The organism is Bifidobacterium moraviense (assembly GCF_012932365.1).
Lineage (GTDB): Bacteria > Actinomycetota > Actinomycetes > Actinomycetales > Bifidobacteriaceae > Bifidobacterium > Bifidobacterium moraviense.
Genome location: NZ_JAAIIH010000001.1, coordinates 25,356 through 42,632, shown reverse-complemented (window position 1 = coordinate 42,632; position 17,277 = coordinate 25,356). Strand labels below are relative to the sequence as shown.

At 67.2% G+C, this 17,277-nt stretch carries 14 protein-coding genes and 2 tRNA genes; all 16 read right to left on the bottom strand.

The annotated features are described in order from the left end of the window. Positions 1–114 precede the first annotated feature (114 nt). Positions 115–188: transfer RNA gene (locus G1C96_RS00190), tRNA-Arg, on the bottom strand. A 71-nt stretch (positions 189–259) separates the two neighbouring features. After that, positions 260–333: transfer RNA gene (locus G1C96_RS00185), tRNA-Arg, on the bottom strand. A 149-nt stretch (positions 334–482) separates the two neighbouring features. Further along, a complete protein-coding gene (gene clpX, locus G1C96_RS00180; RefSeq protein WP_169274647.1) occupies positions 483–1,823 on the bottom strand; it encodes an ATP-dependent Clp protease ATP-binding subunit ClpX in 1,341 nt (446 codons plus the stop codon). A 129-nt stretch (positions 1,824–1,952) separates the two neighbouring features. Further along, positions 1,953–2,600 carry an ATP-dependent Clp protease proteolytic subunit gene (locus G1C96_RS00175; protein ID WP_169274646.1) on the bottom strand — a complete coding sequence of 216 codons (648 nt, stop codon included), beginning with the start codon at positions 2,598–2,600 and terminating at the stop codon, positions 1,953–1,955. A gap of 20 nt (positions 2,601–2,620) precedes the next feature. Then, positions 2,621–3,223, bottom strand: a complete 603-nt coding sequence (locus G1C96_RS00170; protein WP_169275190.1) for an ATP-dependent Clp protease proteolytic subunit — start codon at positions 3,221–3,223, stop codon at positions 2,621–2,623. A gap of 282 nt (positions 3,224–3,505) precedes the next feature. Then, entirely contained in the window at positions 3,506–4,888 is a 1,383-nt protein-coding gene (gene tig / locus G1C96_RS00165) for a trigger factor (RefSeq protein ID WP_169274645.1), read from the bottom strand. Positions 4,889–4,939: 51 nt separating this feature from the next. Next, positions 4,940–6,232, bottom strand: a complete 1,293-nt coding sequence (locus tag G1C96_RS00160) for an HRDC domain-containing protein (RefSeq protein WP_335341895.1) — start codon at positions 6,230–6,232, stop codon at positions 4,940–4,942. Between the two features lie 101 nt (positions 6,233–6,333). Beyond that, on the bottom strand, positions 6,334–7,014 hold the full coding sequence (locus G1C96_RS00155; RefSeq protein WP_169274644.1) for a DUF3000 family protein: 681 nt from the start codon (positions 7,012–7,014) through the stop codon (positions 6,334–6,336). Between the two features lie 152 nt (positions 7,015–7,166). After that, complete coding sequence (gene pflA, locus G1C96_RS00150) at positions 7,167–8,048, bottom strand: pyruvate formate-lyase-activating protein (RefSeq protein ID WP_169274643.1); 882 nt, start codon at positions 8,046–8,048, stop codon at positions 7,167–7,169. 113 nt (positions 8,049–8,161) lie between these two features. Continuing rightward, positions 8,162–10,549 carry a formate C-acetyltransferase gene (gene pflB, locus G1C96_RS00145; RefSeq protein ID WP_169274642.1) on the bottom strand — a complete coding sequence of 796 codons (2,388 nt, stop codon included), beginning with the start codon at positions 10,547–10,549 and terminating at the stop codon, positions 8,162–8,164. Positions 10,550–10,752: 203 nt separating this feature from the next. Further along, positions 10,753–11,004 (bottom strand): hypothetical protein, encoded by a 252-nt coding sequence (locus G1C96_RS00140; protein ID WP_169274615.1) that lies wholly within the window; start codon positions 11,002–11,004, stop codon positions 10,753–10,755. Positions 11,005–11,092: 88 nt separating this feature from the next. Further along, positions 11,093–12,730 (bottom strand): NAD+ synthase, encoded by a 1,638-nt coding sequence (locus tag G1C96_RS00135; RefSeq protein WP_169274641.1) that lies wholly within the window; start codon positions 12,728–12,730, stop codon positions 11,093–11,095. A gap of 132 nt (positions 12,731–12,862) precedes the next feature. Continuing rightward, positions 12,863–14,038 (bottom strand): M20 metallopeptidase family protein, encoded by a 1,176-nt coding sequence (locus G1C96_RS00130; protein ID WP_169274640.1) that lies wholly within the window; start codon positions 14,036–14,038, stop codon positions 12,863–12,865. A 141-nt stretch (positions 14,039–14,179) separates the two neighbouring features. Beyond that, entirely contained in the window at positions 14,180–14,866 is a 687-nt protein-coding gene (locus G1C96_RS00125; RefSeq protein WP_169274639.1) for a methionine ABC transporter permease, read from the bottom strand. Further along, entirely contained in the window at positions 14,863–15,999 is a 1,137-nt protein-coding gene (locus G1C96_RS00120) for a methionine ABC transporter ATP-binding protein (protein ID WP_169274638.1), read from the bottom strand. Before G1C96_RS00120 ends, G1C96_RS00125 begins: the two co-directional genes overlap by 4 nt. 131 nt (positions 16,000–16,130) lie before the next feature. Beyond that, entirely contained in the window at positions 16,131–17,096 is a 966-nt protein-coding gene (locus G1C96_RS00115) for a MetQ/NlpA family ABC transporter substrate-binding protein (protein ID WP_169274637.1), read from the bottom strand. Positions 17,097–17,277: the final 181 nt, after the last annotated feature.

Here is a 17,277-nt window from a genome sequence, read left to right as displayed (position 1 = left end):
GTGCGATTGTAGCGGCCCCGTGCGGACGATCCGGCCTCCCGCGCATCGGATGCCCGCGGACCGGTCCGAAAATTGGAAAAGCATCCGTAGCTGCTGCTTGACGGGGGCTTTGAGTGCGCCAGACAGGATTCGAACCTGCGACCTGCTGATCCGTAGTCAGCTGCTCTAATCCGCTGGGCTACTGGCGCATGCTACCTGACGATAGCGTTCTCTTTTCATGAAAGAATCCCTTGACGCCGGGGCGTCCGGGACTCTGACGTGCGCCAGACAGGATTCGAACCTGCGACCTGCTGATCCGTAGTCAGCTGCTCTAATCCGCTGGGCTACTGGCGCATGCTGTCTGATCTGAAGTGCTTCATTCAGGCAACTCGAATATGGTACCGCCCATACGCCAATCATGCAAACATCGGCATGTCGCGCGGAATTGCAACGTTTTCGGCATCCCGATCGGATCGCCCCCTGCATCCGAATATGCCCGGAATTCAGATCCCCTCCGACCGGATCCGAGGGCCGCGGTCGATCGGAACCACCCGAGGCTGCGCGCGCCCCGCGACCGCGTCCTCGTCCACGACCACCCGCACGGCGCCGTCCATGTCCGGCAGCGCGAACATCGTGTCCTCCAGCGTCCGCTCCAGAATCGTCCGCAGACCGCGGGCGCCGGTGCCCTGCCGATGCGCCATCGAGGCGACGGCGCGCACGGCGCCGTCCGTGAACGTCAGCTCCGCGCCGTCCGCGGCGAAGAGCTTGCGGTACTGCCTGACGAGCGCGTTGGCCGGTTCGGTGAGGATCGCGGCGAGGTCGCGCTCGTCCAGCTCGTCGAGCACGCTCACCACGGGCAGCCGTCCCACGAGCTCGGGCAGCAGGCCGAACTCGCCCAGATCGTCGGGCGTGACGTGCGCCAGCACCTCACGATCGTCCGTCTCCCGTTCGCTCCACCGCGCGGCGAACCCGCTCTCCCTGCGTCCCAGCCGGGCCGAGACGATGTCCCTCAGCCCCACGAAGGCTCCCCCGCAGATGAACAGGATGTCGCGCGTGTCGATGCTCACGCGTCCGGGACCGTCCTCCTCCGTCCCGCGTCCCTTCGCGGATCCGCCGTCCGGCACCTCCACGACGGTGCCCTCGAGGATCTTCAGCAGCGCCTGCTGGACGCCCTCCCCCGACACGTCGCGCGTGGGCGACGCGTTCTCCCCACTCTTGCGCGCCAGCTTGTCGATCTCGTCGATGTAGACGATGCCCTGCCCCGCACGCGCGGCGTCGCCGTCCGCGGCCCGCAGCAGACGCTGCAGCACGCTCTCCACGTCGTCGCCCACGTAGCCGGCCTCCGTGAGCGTGGTGGCGTCCACGATGACGAACGGCACGCGCATCACCCGCGCCAGCGTCTGCGCCAGATACGTCTTGCCCACGCCGGTGGACCCCACGAGCAGGATGTTCGACTTGGCGACCTCCACGTCGTCCAACGCGTCCATGCCGTCGGACAGCGCCAGCGACATGCGGCGGAACAGCCGTTCGGTCTCCCCTCCGGACTCCAGCCCCACGCGCTTGTAGTGGTTGTACACGGCCACCGAAAGCGTGCGCTTGGCGGTGCGCTGCCCCACCACGTACCGGTCGAGCGCGGCGAAGATTGCATGGGGACTCGGCAGCGAGCGTATGCCTCTCCGTGTCTCGGCCTCGCGCGCCTCGGACAGGACCCGGACGCACAGCTCGATGCACTCGTCGCAGATCGCGCATCCCGGACCGGTGACGAGCTTGCCCACCTCCGATTCGGACTTGCCGCAGAAGGCGCAGCGCGGCGCGTCGCCCCCGTAATCGATCACTTGCCCCATCGGATTCCTCCCTCGCCTCGGCGCGCGCACGCGGCCGATCCGCATACGAATGCGCCGCGCGCCCCATACCCAACTGTAGAACGGGCATGGGCCGCGCGGCGCGGCGGCACGGAGACGGATCCGCGCAGACTACTTGCGGTGTTCGAGCACCTCGTCGACGATGCCGTACTCCTTGGCCTGCGGAGCAGTGAGGATGGTGTCCACCTCGATGTCCTTGCGGATGCGCTCCGGGTCCTGCCCGGTGTGCTTGGCCAGCGTGTTCTCGAGCCATTCGCGCAGACGAATCATCTCCTTGGCCTGCAGCTCGATCTCCGTGGCCTTGCCGAAGTCCTGGCCCATGGCGGGCTGGTGGATGAGCACGCGGGCGTTCGGCAGCATGAGGCGCTTGCCGTGGGCGCCGGCGGCCAGCAGGATCGCGGCGGCGGAGGCGGCCTGGCCGAGGCACACGGTGGCCACGTCCGGCTTGATGTACTGCATGGTGTCGTAGATGGCGGTCATGGCCGTCATCGAGCCGCCGGGCGAGTTGATGTACACCGTCACGTCGCGGTTCGGATCCTGCGACTCGAGCACGAGCAGCTGGGCCATGATGTCGTCGGCGGAGGTGTCGTCCACCTGCACGCCCATGAAGACGATGCGGTCCTCGAACAGACGGGTGTACGGGTCCTGCCTCTTGTAGCCGTACGGGGTCTTCTCCTCGAACTGCGGCAGGACGTATCGGGCCTGCGGGCCGGCCAGACGCTGGGCGCGGGCCACGAAACGGGCTTCTTCACTTGCCATGTTGCTTAACTCCCCTCGTTTCAGGCGTTGGCGCCGTTCGCCGCGGCGGCGCTCATCGAACCGGCGTTGGTGACGAGCTTGTCCACGAAGCCGTACTCCAGCGCCTGCTGGGCGGTGTACCAGTGGTCGTATTCGTTGTCGCGGTAGATCTCCTCCACCGTGTGGCCGGTCTGCTCGGCGGTCAGCTCGGCCATGGTGCGCTTCATGTCCATGATCAGCTCGGCGTTGATGCGCACGTCGGTCGTGGTGCCGCCCACGCCGCCGGACGGCTGGTGCATGAGCACGCGCGCGTGCGACGTGAGGAAGCGCTTGCCCTTGGTGCCGGAGCTCAGCAGGAACTGGCCCATGGAGGCGCACATGCCCAGACCCACGGTGGCCACGTCCGGCTCGATGAGCTGCATGGTGTCGTAGATGGCCATGCCGGCGGTGATGGAGCCGCCCGGCGAGTTGATGTACAGCCAGATGTCCTTCTTCGGGTCCTCGGCCGCGAGCATGAGCATCTGGGCGCAGATGCGGTTGGCCATGGCGTCGGCCACCTCCTCGCCGAGCCAGATGATGCGGTCCTTCAAAAGACGGTTGAAAATCGGATCCATGGGACCCGCGGGGGCGTCCTCGCCGGCCATCATGGGCAGGGTTGCAAAATCGCTCACCTTGTCTCCTTCATATGATTCGCAAACATCGTCCATCCTACTGAGTCCAACCGACGCCCGGGACGATATCGCCCGCGTTTCGGCTCCCCGCGCAACGCCCGCGCGGCCGCGACCGGGAACGCGGCGACGGTGGCATGCGCCTCGTCATGCCGAAAGAATGCAGGAAGAGCCCGGAACCGTCTGGTTCCGGGCTCTTTGATCAGGACGTCACGACGCCGCGCCGGCGGTCCGCCGCGCGGCCGCGTCCGCCGGGGTTCACTCGGCGGTGTTCTCCTCGTCCTTGTTGGCGATCTCGTCGGCCACGGCGGCAGCGGCGGAGGCGGCCTCGACGGACTGCTCCTCCTCTTCCTCGGCGGCCTCGCCCAGGTACTTGGACAGGTCGAGCACGTTGCCCTCGGTGTCCTTGAAGGTCACGGCCTTCATGCCGGCGACCATGCCCTTGGAGCGACCGACCTCCTGCACGGCGGAGCCGATCTGGCCGTTCTGGATGATGGCCTGGATGAAGCGGTTCGGATCCATGCCGTACTGCTGGGCGATGGAGGCGAGGAACTGGAAGACCTCGTTCTGGGAGACCTTGACGTCCATCTGCTCGCTCAGGACGTCGAGCACGATCTGGTCGCGCAGCTCCTTCTCGACGGTGGCCTCGGCCTCGTCCTTCTGCTCCTTGGTGGCCTTCTCCGGATCCGGGGTCATGCCCTTGAGCTGCTGCTCGACCATGTCCTTCTTGACGCCCTTCGGCAGCGGGATCTCCAGACCCTCCTGCAGCTTGGCGATGAAGGCGTCGCGAGCGTCGGTGGCCTGACGGGCCTCGAGATCGGCCTCGCACTGCTTGCGGATGTCGGCCTTGAGCTCGTCCAGGGTGTCGAACTCGGAGGCCTCCTGGGCGAAGTCGTCGTTGAGCTCCGGGAGCTCCTCGGCCTTCACGGAGTTGACCTTCACCTTGACGGTGGCCTTCTCGCCCTCGTGCTCGCCGCCCTGCAGGGTGGACTCGAACGTGGTCTCCTCGCCGGCGGACAGGCCCTCGAGGGCCTCGTCGATGCCGTCGAGCATGGTGCCGGAGCCGAGCTCGTAGCTCACGCCCTCCTGGGAGTCGACGGACTCGCCGTCGATCTGGGCGTCGAGGTCGATGTTCGCGAAGTCGCCCTTGGCGGCCGGGCGGTCGACGCCCACGAGGGTGCCGAAGCGCTGACGCAGGTTCTCGAGGCGCTTGTCCACGTCCTCGTCGGACACGGACGGCTTGGCGACCTCGACGACCATGCCCTCGAGGGAGGGCAGCTCGACGTCGGGACGACGCTCGACGGTGGCGGTGAACTTGACCTTGGTATCGTCCGAGGCGGAGGCGGGCACCTCCTGCACGTCCAGCTCGGGCTGGGCCATCGGATGGATCTTCTTCTCCTCCAGGGCCTTGGAGTACAGCTCCGGGACGGCGGCGTTCACGGCCTCGCCGGCGACGGCGCCGAAGCCGATGCGCTGGTCGATGATCTTGCCGGGCACGTGACCCTTGCGGAAGCCGGGGACGTTGACCTGCTTGCCGATCTCCTTGCGGGCGGCGTCGAGGTACGGGTTGAACTCTTCGGGATCGACGGTGACGGTGAGCTTCACCTTGGTCGGCTCGAGGTTACGAACGCTGATTTTCACGCTTACGCTCCAATATTCTTGAAACCATACAGTTCTGCCAAAAGGCAACCTCTACATGATAGCGCGACTCACGGACGCTGCGATCAGGCGAACCTGCCAGTCGCGCGCGCCCTGCTCCGCGAGGAAGGCGGCGACGTCCACGGAGGCGGGGTCGTCGGTCCAGCACAGGTTGCGGATGATCTGCGGACGGACGATCACGTCGGCGGGCGTGCGCGTGTCCTCGGCGATCTGGTTGACCGCCGCGCGCACGGCCTGCAGCCGCGCGTAGCGGTCGGGATGGCGCTGCTGCCAGACGCGCATCGAGCGCGGCGCGTTGCCCTCGTCCCCCGGCGCCGACGCAGGCTGGCGGCTCGGCCACTGGTCCGGCCGGAGCGCCAGCGCACGGTCGATGGCCTCCTTCCACACCTTGGGCCTGACCGAACGCTGGATGGGCGCGTAGCGTTCGAACATCTTGTCCTGCTCGCCTCCGGTGTGCACGCGCACGCGCTCGTTGAGCGAGCGGATCGCGCGGAACTCGCGCGCGTTGTGCGGCTTCCTGACGGCGGCCTCGATGATCGCCGAGTCGGGCAGCAGCAGCGACGGGGCGATGTCGTGCCGCCGGGCGAGCTCGTCGCGCGCGGTCCACAGGGACCGCACCACGGCGAGCCCCCGTCCGTCGCCCTGCAGCGCGTTGATGCGCGAGACGTGGCGCCACGGCTGGTCGGGGCGCTCCCGGCGCTCGGCGCCCCGGGCAAGCAGATAGGCGAACTCCTCGCGCGCCCAGCCGTCCTTGCCGTGCGCCCTGAGGTCGGCGCTCATGCGCCGCTCCAGCTCGATGAGCAGCTCCACGTCGAGCGCCGCGTAGTTGCGCCAGTCGCGCGGCAACGGACGGTACGACCAGTCGGCGGCGGAATGCTCCTTGGCGAGCGTCAGCCCCAGATAGTGCTCGGTGACGGCCGCCAGCCCGAACCGGTGCAGTCCGAGCAGCCTCGCGGCCACCTCGGTGTCGAACAGCGCCGCGGGCTCCATGCCCAGATCGAAGAATCCGGGCAGATCCTGCAGCGAATCGTGGATGATCCAGGTGGCGCCGGACACCGCGGCGTTGAAGTCCCGCCACGTGATCCCGCACGCGTTCACGGCCACCGGGTCGACGAGCGCTATGCCGGCGCCCTCGCGCTTGAACTGCACCAGCCAGTCCTCGTGCCCGTAGCGGAACCCGGAGGCTCGCTCGGCGTCGGCGGCCACGGGGCCGTCCGCCGCGGCGAAGCACTGCACCATGCGACGGAAGGCGTCCGGGGAGTCGATGATGTCGGGAACCCCTCCACGGGGTTCGGCAAGCAGTCGCGGCTCGTCGACGGCACTCACGGTTGATTCGCTCCTTGGTCTCCTGATCGAACGCTGACGGGACCACAGGATACCCCTCGCCCGGCCGCCACACCACGCGGCCGGCCCGCGCGGCCGGCCCGTCAGTCCGAGTCGGGTCCCCCGGCGAGTCCCCCGACGAACGCGGTCCACGCGGCGACCTGCGCGCCGGCGCGGAACCGGCCCGTTCCCCCGTCATCAGGCGTCCATGATACCCGCATCTCGCATTCGTCCCTCTCGCCGCCGAGCCCGCCGAATCCCGTGGACCGCAGCATGCTCACGGTCCCCGATGCCCCGCGGACGCCGACGCCACCCAGGGCGTCGCGCATCGCCTCCCACATCGGACGGGGCTCAGGCGCGTCCGCGCGTCCCTCCCCGACCGGCACGCGGCAGTAGGCCACACAGCGCCAGCACGTTCCCCGCGTGGAGCGGACGGACCGGTCGAACAGCATCATGATCCATCCCTCGGCTCCGGAAACGCATTCGAACCCGACGCCGATGCCGTACTCGGCCAGATCGGCGGGCACGGGGATCTCGCGGTACCGCACGCCCGGCGCTCGCGCCATGCGACGCACGGATTCCACGGCGTTGAGCACGTCTCCGGGAACCGCGGCGCGATCGACGCATTCGATGCGTTCGATGCGCCCGGCGCCTTCGATGCGTTCGGCGTCGAAGGACGCGCCCGGCCGCGGCTCCGCCCCTCCGTTGGAGCGGTCCCTGACGTCGTCGCGCACCCTGGCGCCCCCATTCGGAGCGAGGGTGGGGAACCTGAGGATCTCGTCCATGATTCAAGGCTACGGTGTCACGGCTCCAATCGGGGTATTTGGCGCATTCCCGCACCGGCGTGTCCCGGCGGAGGCGGACATGACGACGCCCGGCGTCCCCGGAGCGGACCGGGACCGCCGGGCGACATGCCGCAGGCGGAGGACGGCGGACGTCAGTAGACGGTCAGGCCGTAGTCCTTGAACTGGTTGGCGACGCGTTCGCGCAGCTTGGCGGACGGGCCCTTCTGGTTCTCCAGCGGATACGGGATGCGCATGGCGTGCCACTTCGGACGGCCGAGCTGATGGAATCCGAGGATGTCCACGTGCTCGAGGGCGTCCCCGAAGGACTTGCAGATGCGGGCCACCTCGTCGACGTTCTCCTCGTCGTCGGTGAGCCCCGGCACGAGCACGAAGCGCACCCAGATCTTCTTGCCGCGGTCGCGCAGACGGTGGCCGAACTCGATGGTGGGCGCCAGCGTGCCGCCGGTGACCTTCTTGTAGGTCTCCTCGTTGCCGGACTTGACGTCGAGCAGGCACAGGTCGATGTCGTCGATCATCTCGTCGGTGTAGTTGGCGTTGAGGAAGCCGGAGGTGTCGAGGCAGGTGTGCACGCCCATCTCCTTGGCCGCGTGGAAGACGCGGGAGACGAACGCGGGCTGCATCATCGACTCGCCGCCGGAGAACGTGATGCCGCCGCCTGTGGCCTTGAACAGGTCCTTGTAGCGGTCGACCTTCTTGACCATGGCGTCGAGGTACACGGGCTTGCCGTCGCGCATCTTCCAGGTGTCGGGGTTCTGGCAGTACTGGCAGCGCAGCGGGCAGCCGCTGAGGAAGACGGTCATGCGCGTGCCCGGGCCGTCGACGGACGTGTTGATGTCCCACGAGTGGACGAACCCGATGTCGCCGGAGCGCAGCGCGGTGATGCGGTCGCGGCGGTCAAGGCCGATCGGGGACTCGAAACCGGAGAGACCACCCATCAGCGTCTGGCTGGCGTACTCCTTCGACTCCTTGAGCATGTGCCGGGTCGTGGTGCGGAACTGGGTGGTGCTAGACATCCTTGTCCTTTCTCCAAAAAGCTTAGAAGATCAAGAAAAGGGGCGGGACCATTATAGCCCCGCCCCTCTTGGTTCTACCGTCTACGCGGTTCTACCGAGTGTGCTTGCCGAGATCAGTCGGTGACGGCGCCCTGGTGGAACGTACGGGAGATCACGTCGAGCTGCTGCTCCTTGGTGAGCTTCACGAAGTTCACGGCGTAGCCGGAGACGCGCACGGTCAGGTGCGGGTACTTCTCCGGGTGCTCGACGGCGTCCTCCATGGTCTCCTTGCGCAGAACGTTGATGTTCGCGTGGTAGAGGCCGTGGCCGTTGCCGGCGTCCAGGATGCCGACCAGGTTGCCGATGCGCTCCTCCTCGTCGCGACCGAGGCCATCGGGGGTGATGGTGTTGGTCAGCGAGATGCCGTCAAGAGCGTCGTTGTAGTCGATCTTGCCGACGGAGAACATGGACGGCAGCATGCCGTGGGAGTCCATGCCGTTCTCCGGGTTGGCGCCCGGAGCGTACGGGGTGCCCTTCTTGTGGCCGGACGGGAAGGAACCGGTGTTCTTGCCGTACTCCACGTTGGAGGTGATGGTCAGGATGGACTGCGTTGGGACGGCGCCACGGTACACGGGCAGGCGCTTGACCTGACCCATGACGGTGGACACGACCCACTTGGCGATGTCGTCGGCGCGGTCGTCGTCGTTGCCGTAGATCGGGAACTCGCCCTCGGTGCGGTAGCCGACGACCAGATCGTCGTCAGCGCCCTCGACGTACTCGTACTCGTGGCCTTCGAGGTTCTTGGCGTCCTTGTTGTAGATCGGGTACACCTTGGCGTACTTCACTGCAGACAGGGAGTCGGCGGCGATGGACAGACCGGACATGCCGCAACCAAGGGTACGGTACACTTCCTTGTCGTGCAGAGCCATCTCGATGGACTCGTAGGCGTACTTATCGTGCATGTAGTGAATGATGTTCAGAGCAAGCACGTAGGTCTCGGACAGCCACTCGAGAGCCTTCTCGTAGTTGTTCTTGACCTTCTCGTAGTCCAGGGTGCCGTCGGCTTCGGGCTTGATCGGATCGATGACGCCCTTGTCGATGACCTGCATGCCGGTCATCTCGTCGCGGCCGCCGTTGATGGCGTACAGCAGGGCCTTGGCGGAGTTCACGCGAGCGGCGAAGAACTGCATCTGCTTGCCGACGCGCATCGGGGAGACGCAGCAAGCGATGGCGGCGTCGTCGCCCCAGTGAGAACGAATCTCCTTGTCGGACTCGTACTGGATGGCGGAGGTGTCGATGGAGATCTTGGCGCAGAAGCGCTTGTAGGCCTCAGGCAGCTTCGGATCCCAGAAGATGGTGATGTTCGGCTCGGGGCCAGGTCCGAGGTGCTCAAGGGTCAGGGTGTTGAGCAGACGGAACGAGGTCTTGGTGACCAGCGGACGACCATCGTCGGCGAAGCCAGCGTCGGACCAGGTGGCCCAGTACGGATCGCCGGAGAAGATGTTGTCGTAGTCCTTGGTGCGCAGGAAGCGGACGATGCGCAGCTTCATCACGATGTTGTCGATGAGCTCCTGAGCGCGGGTCTCGTCGATGACGCCGTTCTCCAGATCGCGCTGGATGTAGCAATCCAGGAACGCGGAGTTACGGCCGAAGGACATGGCGGCGCCGTCCTGGGACTTGATGGAGGCCAGGTAGCCCATGTAGGTCCACTGCACGGCCTCCTGAGCGTTCTGAGCCGGGCGGGACAGATCCAGACCGTACTCGGCACCCAGCTTGATGAGCTTCTTCAGGGCCTTGATCTGCTCGTCGTGCTCCTCGCGGAAGCGGATCCAGTGCTCGATCTCCGGCTCGGTGAAGTCGATGCGGTAGGGGATGGAGTCCTTGTCGCGCTGCTTGAACTTGATCAGCGCGTTGACGCCGTACAGGGCCACACGACGGTAGTCGCCGATGATGCGGCCGCGGCCGTAGGCATCCGGCAGACCGGTGAGGATCTTGTTGTGGCGGGCGATCTTGATCTGCTTGGTGTAGACGCCGAACACGCCGTCGTTGTGGGTCTTGCGGTAGCGGGTGAAGATCTTCTTGATCTCCGGATCCGGCTCCTTGCCGGCTTCCTTGATGGCCTGCTCGACCATGCGCCAGCCGCCGTTCGGCATCATGGCGCGCTTGCAGGGGACGTCCGTCTGCAGACCGACGATCACGTTGTCGCGGGTCTCCTCGCGGGACTTGCCGTCGATGTAGCCAGCCGGGAAGGCGTCGATGTCAGCCGGGGTGTGGGTGTCCACGTCGTAGACGCGCTGCTTGCGCTCGACGGCGAGGAAGTTGTCGTCCAGGTAGTTCCACAGGAACTTGGTGTTCTCGGTGGCCGGGGCGAGGAAGGACGCGTCGCCCTCGTACGGGGTGTAGTTCTTCTGGATGAAGTCGCGGACGTCGATATCCTTCTGCCAGTTACCCTCTTTGAATCCGGCCCAGGCCTTGGCCTCGAGCTCTTCCTGAGAGAGGGCGGTCTCTTCAACTGCTGCCATACTCACTCCTTGGTGGTAATCGGAGGCGCTTCCGTGCGCCTTCGTCAGTACTCAAGTGTAGCGGGCAAGCTGGGCGAAACCTTCGGATTTCGCGTGATGTATCTCACATTTGCCCGCAGTGTGACGACGGTCACAAAACCCAATGTTTTCAAGGGTTTGCGAGGGGCGTCACACTGCCCGGAGACCTGCGACGACCGTGGTGTTCAGCGCCCGCCCCTACCGTCCGCGGACCCGTCCGGAAGACCGTCCTCCCCCGTTGCATCGTCCGCATCGACGCCGTGCCATTCGGCGTCCTGGCGCTCCCATCGGCGGTTGCGTTCGCGCACGATGTCCCACGCCCTGAGCGCCTCCTCGCGGGACCGGTACGGTCCCATGCGCTGGGAGACCGGGGAGACCGGGCCGAGCTCCGGCTCGTTCCTGACCGTGTTGAAGTACCACAGCTTGCTGTTGTCCATTCGATGTTCCCCTTTCCCGCACGAAGGCGGATATGCGTGCGGCTCCCCGGTTCCGGGGAGCCGACGGATGCGGACGAACGGCGCGGCGCTATTCGCGGAACGCGCTGGTGACGGGCAGACGGCGGTCGCGGCCGAACGCCAGCGCCGTCACCTTCGGGCCCAGCGGGTACTGGCGGCGCTTCCATTCGGCGCGGTCCACCAGACGCATCACGGTGTCCACGGTGTCCGGGTCGAAGCCGTCCGCCAGCAGGTCGGCGCGGCCGTGCGCGTGCTCGATGTACGCGGCAAGCACCTTGTCGAGCAGCGCGTACTCCGGCAGCGAGTCGGAGTCCTTCTGTCCGGGGCGCAGCTCGGCGCTCGGCGGCTTGACGATCGAATTGACGGGGATCGGCGGCACCTGGCCGGTCTCCTCCTCGGCATGGCGGTTGCGCCAGCGCGCCAGCTCCCACACGCGCGTCTTGAGCAGGTCCTTGATCGGCGCGTAGCCTCCCACGGCGTCGCCGTAGATCGTGGAATAGCCGCACGCCAGCTCGGACTTGTTGCCCGTGGCGAGCGCGAGCACGCCCTTGGAGTTGGAGTACGCCATGACGATCACGCCGCGGATGCGCGCCTGCAGGTTCTCGGCGGCCACGTCGTGCAGGTCGAGCTGGCTCTGGAACGCCGCGAACAGCGGCTCGATGGGCTGCACGTCGTAGTGCGCGCCGATGTTGCGCGCCAGATCGGCGGCGTCGTCCTTGGAGCCGTCCGACGAGTACATGCTCGGCATGGAGATGCCCCACACGTTCTCGCCGCCGCAGGCGTCGGCGGCCATCGCCGCCACGAGCGCGGAGTCGATGCCGCCGGACAGGCCCAGGCACACGCCCGTGAACCGGTTCTTGGCCATGTAGTCCCTGAGCCCCAGCACGCAGGCGCGGTAGACCTCCTCGTCCGGGTCGAGGTCCGGCGCGATCGACGAGACGCGGGCCGTGCCGTCGTCGGCGAGGTCGAAGAGGCTCAGGTCCTCGACGAACTGCGGGGAGCGCTCCACGAGCGTGCCGTCGCGGTCGAGCACGAAGGAGCCGCCGTCGAACACGAGGTCGTCCTGGCCGCCCACCTGGTTGACGTAGAGGATCGGCGCGTTCACCTCCGCCGCGCGCTTCGCGGCGATGTCGCGGCGCACGTGCGTCTTGCCCTCCTCGTACGGGCTGCCGTTGATGGTGACGAGCGCGTCGATGCCGAGGCCGGCCAGCTCGCTGACGGGTCCGCCGTCCTGCCAGATGTCCTCGCAGATCGCCACGCCGAGGCGCCTGCCGTCCACGTCGAGCGTCATGGCGCTCTCGCCGGGCGTGAAGATGCGGAACTCGTCGAACACGCCGTAGTTAGGCAGGAAGTGCTTGTCGTAGCCGGCCCACACCACGCCGTCGTGCAGCACCACGAGGCGGTTGCGCGGCTTGGCGTTGGCCTGGTCGGTGCCCACGGTGCCCACCACCACGTACAGGTCGCCCAGACCGTCGGCCTCGAGCTCCACGGCCAGCCAGTTGGCCTTGTCCCACGCCGCCTTGCGGAACGTGCGACGCAGGGCGAGGTCCTCGATCGGATACCCGGTCAGCGTCATCTCGGGGAAGACCGCCACGCGGGCGCCCTCGCGCGCGGCGCGTCGGGCGTAGTCCAGTACCTTCTCGGCGTTGCCATCCAGATCGCCCACGCAGGTGTCGATCTGGGCCAGTGCAAAACGAATCTCACTCATGGCACCCAGTGTACTGCGACGCGGGACGCCCGGACCATGTCGTCCCGGCACGCAAAACCGCGGAACGGCGCGGTTTTGCGGCATCCTACGACCGGTGACGCCCGGACCGTGCCGCGGTGCGGGACGCGGGGCTCAGGCCAGTTCGCGCAGCAGGCGCAGCGCGGCGTTGGCGTAGAAGCTCGCGCCCGGCCCGATGGCCCCGTCCAGCCCCACGAACTCCGGGCTGTGCCAGTCGGCGCATCCCGGCTCGCCGTTGGATCCGACGAACGCGAACGCCACGGGGATGCGCTTGGCGAACTCTTCGAAGTCCTCCCCCGCCATCGAGGGTCGGATCGGGCGCAGCCTCGCGTACGCGGGCACGTCGTCGGCGAGGATCTGGCTGAGCCTCGGGTCGCCCACGAGCGGGCGCTGCAGCACGTCCCAGTCGATGTCCGCCGCGATGCCGTAGGCGCGGGCCGTGGACTCCACCTCGTCGCGGAAGCGGCGCTCCACGATCCGCTCGTCGTCGTTGTCGAAGAAGCGCACGGTGCCCTGGAAGCCGGCCTCGGCGGGCACGACGTTCCACACGTCGCCGCCGTGCACCTCGGTGACGGAGAGCACCACCGCATGGAACGGCGAGATGTTGCGGCTCACGATGGTCTGCAGCGCCAGGATCATGCTCGCCAGCGCCTCGATGGGGCCGGTGCCCTTGTGCGGGTAGCCGGCATGCGTGCCCTGCGCGTGCAGGTCGACGCGGAACTTGACGCAGCCGGCCATCATCGGCTCGACGCCGACGGCCACCTCGCCGGGCGCGTAGTTCGGATTGTTGTGCGTGCCCACGATCGCGGCCAGGTCGTCCGCCACGCCCGCCTCGATGCAGCGGCGCGCGCCGAGGCCCAGCTCCTCGGCGGGCTGGAACACGATCTTGACGGAACCGGCGAACCGGTCGCGGTGCGCGGCGAGCCAGAACGCGGCGCCCAGCAGGCCCGTCATGTGCAGGTCGTGGCCGCAGGCGTGCATGACGCCCTCGTTGACGGAGGCGTACGGCAGTCCGGTGCGCTCCGTGACGCGCAGGCCGTCGATGTCCGCGCGCAGGCCCACGCGCGGCCCCGGCCCGGCCGTGCCCTCGATGAGACCGATGACGCCGGTCTCGAGCGGCGCGGGCAGGTCGAGTACCTCGACGCCGTGCGCGCGCAGCTGGTCGGCGAGATAGGCGCTGGTGGCATGCTCGGCGAAGCTGCGCTCGGGGTGGGCGTGCAGGTGGCGGCGGATCTCGACGAGGTCCGGCGTCGTCTCGATGCGGATGGGGGCGAATGCTGAGGTGGTCATGACGCTCGATTCCCTCCGGCCGCGCGGCTCTGGGCCGCGGCCGGCGATTTGCGGTTCCGGGATGGGTTTCCAAAGGGATGATATGCGTACGGCTCCCCCGCATCCCGACGGAGGAGCCGTACGCGGCCGAGCGTGCCGGCGCTACTGGCCGCGGCGCAGCAGCCGCTTGGCGATGGCGTTGGCGATGCCCTGCACCACCTGCACCAGCACGATCATGATGATCACGGCCGTCCAGGTGACGCCCTGGTCGAACTTCTGGTAGCCGTAGGCGATGGCGAAGTTGCCCAGGCCGCCGCCGCCGATGTAGCCGGCCATGGCGGACATGTCGAGCACGCCGATGAACAGGAACGCGTAGGCGAGGATCAGCGGCGCCAGCGCCTCGGGGATGAGCACGGTGCGCACGATGGTGAGCTTGGAGGCGCCCATCGAGCGCGCGGCCTCGATGATGCCGGGGTCCACGGTGACGAGGTTCTGCTCGACGAGCCTCGACGTGGCCATCGTGCACATGACGCACATCGGGAAGATCGCGGCGAGCGTGCCGATGGACGTGCCCACCACCTTGATGGTGACCGGCTGCATGGCCGCCAGGAAGATGATGAACGGGATCGGGCGGATGATGTTGATGATGATGTCGAGGATGCGGTAGACCACCGCGTTCTCGAAGAGGTTGCCCGGGCGCGTGCCGTAGAGCACGACGCCGAGCACCAGGCCGAGGAAGCCTCCCACGACGAGCGTGGTGAGCACCATCTGCAGAGTCTGGACGACGGATTCGGCGAGGATCGGCTTGAGCACGTCCCAGTTCGTGGTGCCAGCGGCGAGTGCGATCATCGCGCACCTCCCTTCTCGATGGCCTGTTCGTAGGGCACGGGGCGTTCGGCGGTGCCGAAGTCCACGAGGTCGCTGCGCTCGCCCAGCTCGGCGAGGAACGCCTCGAGGTCGGCGTCGCCTCCGGTGAACTCGTAGGTGATAGCGCCGATGCCCTGTCCGGTGACGGTATCGATGCCGCCGTAGAGCATGGACGTGGCGACGGCCGGATGGCGCGCGATCGTCTCGGAGATGTTCTGTCCGGAGGCGGGGACGTCGCCGCCGTCGCGGGTCACGTCCCGCTGGCGGATGACGACGCTGACGATGCGCCCGGGGTTGTCGCGGTGCATGGCCTCGACGCGTTCGGCGTCGGGAAGCCCTCGCAGCGCGGTGGCGATGAAGCGCTTGGTGACCTCCTGACGGGGCGCGGCGAACACGTCGTATACGTCGCCGCCCTCCACCACGCGTCCGGCGCTCATGACGGCCACGCGGTTGGCGATCTGCTGGACGACGTTCATCTGGTGGGTGATGAGCACGATGGTGATGCCGAAGCGCTCGTTGACGCGCCTGAGCAGGTCGAGGACCTCGCTCGTGGTCTCCGGGTCGAGCGCGCTGGTGGCCTCGTCGGCCAGCAGGATCTGCGGGTTGGTGGCGAGGGCGCGCGCGATGCCCACGCGCTGCTTCTGGCCGCCGGAGAGTTGGGAGGGGTACTTGTTCGCATGCTCGGAAAGCCCCACGAACTCGAGCAGCTCCGCCACGCGGCGGTCCTGGTAGTCCTTGCGCCAGTGGTCGAGCTGCAGCGGGTAGGCGACGTTCTGCGCCACGGTCTTGGTGGAGAACAGGTTGAACTGCTGGAAGATCATGCCGATCTTCTGACGGATGGGCCTGAGCTTCGACTCGGGCAGCGTGGTGATGTCGGTGCCGAGCACCGTCACCGTGCCGCCGGTCGGACGCTCGAGCGCGTTGATGAGGCGCACGAGCGTCGACTTGCCGGCGCCCGAGTAGCCGATGATGCCGAAGATGTCGCCCTTGTTGATGGTGAGCGTCACGTCGTCGACGGCGCGGGTCGACTTGCCGCCCTTGCCGGACGCGCCGCGCTGCCTGAATTCCTTGACCACGTGGTCGAAGACGATGATCGGCTCTGCGTCGTTGGTCATCGCATGGGTCCTTTCTTGTACGGAGGATGGTGCGACAGCGGTGAAGGCGAGCACCCGAACCGGATGCCCGCCGTCATCGTCGCCGTTTCCGGCTCGCCGCGTCCGTCCCCTTCACCGGCCGCGGACGTCTCTCACTGCTTGATCTGCTTCTGGATGTCCGCGAGGAAGCCCTGCAGCTGCTCGGCGGTGTACGAGCTGGCGGAGACCGCGGTGCCGGCGGACTTCTCCTTCAGGCCGTCCTGCACCTCCTGGGAGTCATGGTAGATCTGGATGAGCTTGAGGTAGGTGGGGTTGTTCACGTCGGCCTTGCGGGAGACGAAGACGTTGATGTACGGACGGGACTCCTCGCCGGTGGCGGCGTCCTTGTACACGGCCTCGTCGAGCTTGAGGCCGGCGTCGGCCACGTAGTCGTTGTTCACGATGCCGGCGGCCACGGTCGGGTCGCCCAGCGAGTTGGCCACCTGCTCGGCCTTCAGCGGCGTGACCTTGACCTTGCTCTTGGCGGTGTCGATGTCGGCCGGGGAGGACAGCGGGGTCCAGTCGCCCTTGAGCTCGATGAGGCCGGCGGTCTTGAGCACGCCGATGGCGCGCGCCTGGTTGGTCTCGTCGTTCGGGATGGTGACGGTGTCGCCCTGCTTGATGTCGTCCACGGACTTGACCTTCTTGGAGTAGAGGGACAGCGGGTAGGTGACCGTGCCGCCGATCGGCTGCAGGTCCTTGTTGTTCTTCACGTTGTAGTTGGCGAGGTAGAGCAGGTGCTGGAACTCGTTGAGGTCGAGCTCGCCGGAGTCGAGCGCCGGGTTCTCGGAGGTGTAGTCCTGGAAGTCGACCAGATCGATGTAGATGCCCTGCTTCTCGGCCGCGGCCTTGAACGCCACGAAGTCCGGATCGGTGGCCCCCACCACGCCGATCTTGACCGGGTTGTCCTTGGAGCCCTTCTCCGCGGAGGCCTTGCCGCCGGCGAAGGCGCGGTAGCCGAAGAAGCCGGCGAGCACCAAGGCCATCACAACCACCACGGCGATGACGGCGTTGCGCACGGTGTGGTTGACGCGCACCGGCTCCTCGGGATTGGCGGGCTGCTGGGTTGCTGCTGTCATGAACGTTTCCTCTCTTCTCATTCGATGACGTTGACGTGTCCGTTCGTCGTTCGGGCGAATGTGGTTACCACCGTAACGCACGTGAGGGCTCACAATGGCGGAAATCCGCCGATTGCCGTATATGCGCTGCTTATGGCCGCTTCGAATGCGTTGCAACGCCGGGGCTTGATAGCCCGTTCAA

Coding starts and splice junctions, on each gene's coding strand:
- clpX (WP_169274647.1), bottom strand. CDS start 1,823: ATGGGGCAAGTGATCGATTACGGGGGCGACGCGCCGCGCTGCGCCTTC.
- G1C96_RS00175 (WP_169274646.1), bottom strand. CDS start 2,600: ATGGCAAGTGAAGAAGCCCGTTTCGTGGCCCGCGCCCAGCGTCTGGCC.
- G1C96_RS00170 (WP_169275190.1), bottom strand. CDS start 3,223: ATGGCCGGCGAGGACGCCCCCGCGGGTCCCATGGATCCGATTTTCAAC.
- G1C96_RS00155 (WP_169274644.1), bottom strand. CDS start 7,014: ATGGACGAGATCCTCAGGTTCCCCACCCTCGCTCCGAATGGGGGCGCC.
- pflA (WP_169274643.1), bottom strand. CDS start 8,048: ATGTCTAGCACCACCCAGTTCCGCACCACGACCCGGCACATGCTCAAG.
- pflB (WP_169274642.1), bottom strand. CDS start 10,549: ATGGCAGCAGTTGAAGAGACCGCCCTCTCTCAGGAAGAGCTCGAGGCC.
- G1C96_RS00140 (WP_169274615.1), bottom strand. CDS start 11,004: ATGGACAACAGCAAGCTGTGGTACTTCAACACGGTCAGGAACGAGCCG.
- G1C96_RS00135 (WP_169274641.1), bottom strand. CDS start 12,730: ATGAGTGAGATTCGTTTTGCACTGGCCCAGATCGACACCTGCGTGGGC.
- G1C96_RS00130 (WP_169274640.1), bottom strand. CDS start 14,038: ATGACCACCTCAGCATTCGCCCCCATCCGCATCGAGACGACGCCGGAC.
- G1C96_RS00125 (WP_169274639.1), bottom strand. CDS start 14,866: ATGATCGCACTCGCCGCTGGCACCACGAACTGGGACGTGCTCAAGCCG.
- G1C96_RS00120 (WP_169274638.1), bottom strand. CDS start 15,999: ATGACCAACGACGCAGAGCCGATCATCGTCTTCGACCACGTGGTCAAG.
- G1C96_RS00115 (WP_169274637.1), bottom strand. CDS start 17,096: ATGACAGCAGCAACCCAGCAGCCCGCCAATCCCGAGGAGCCGGTGCGC.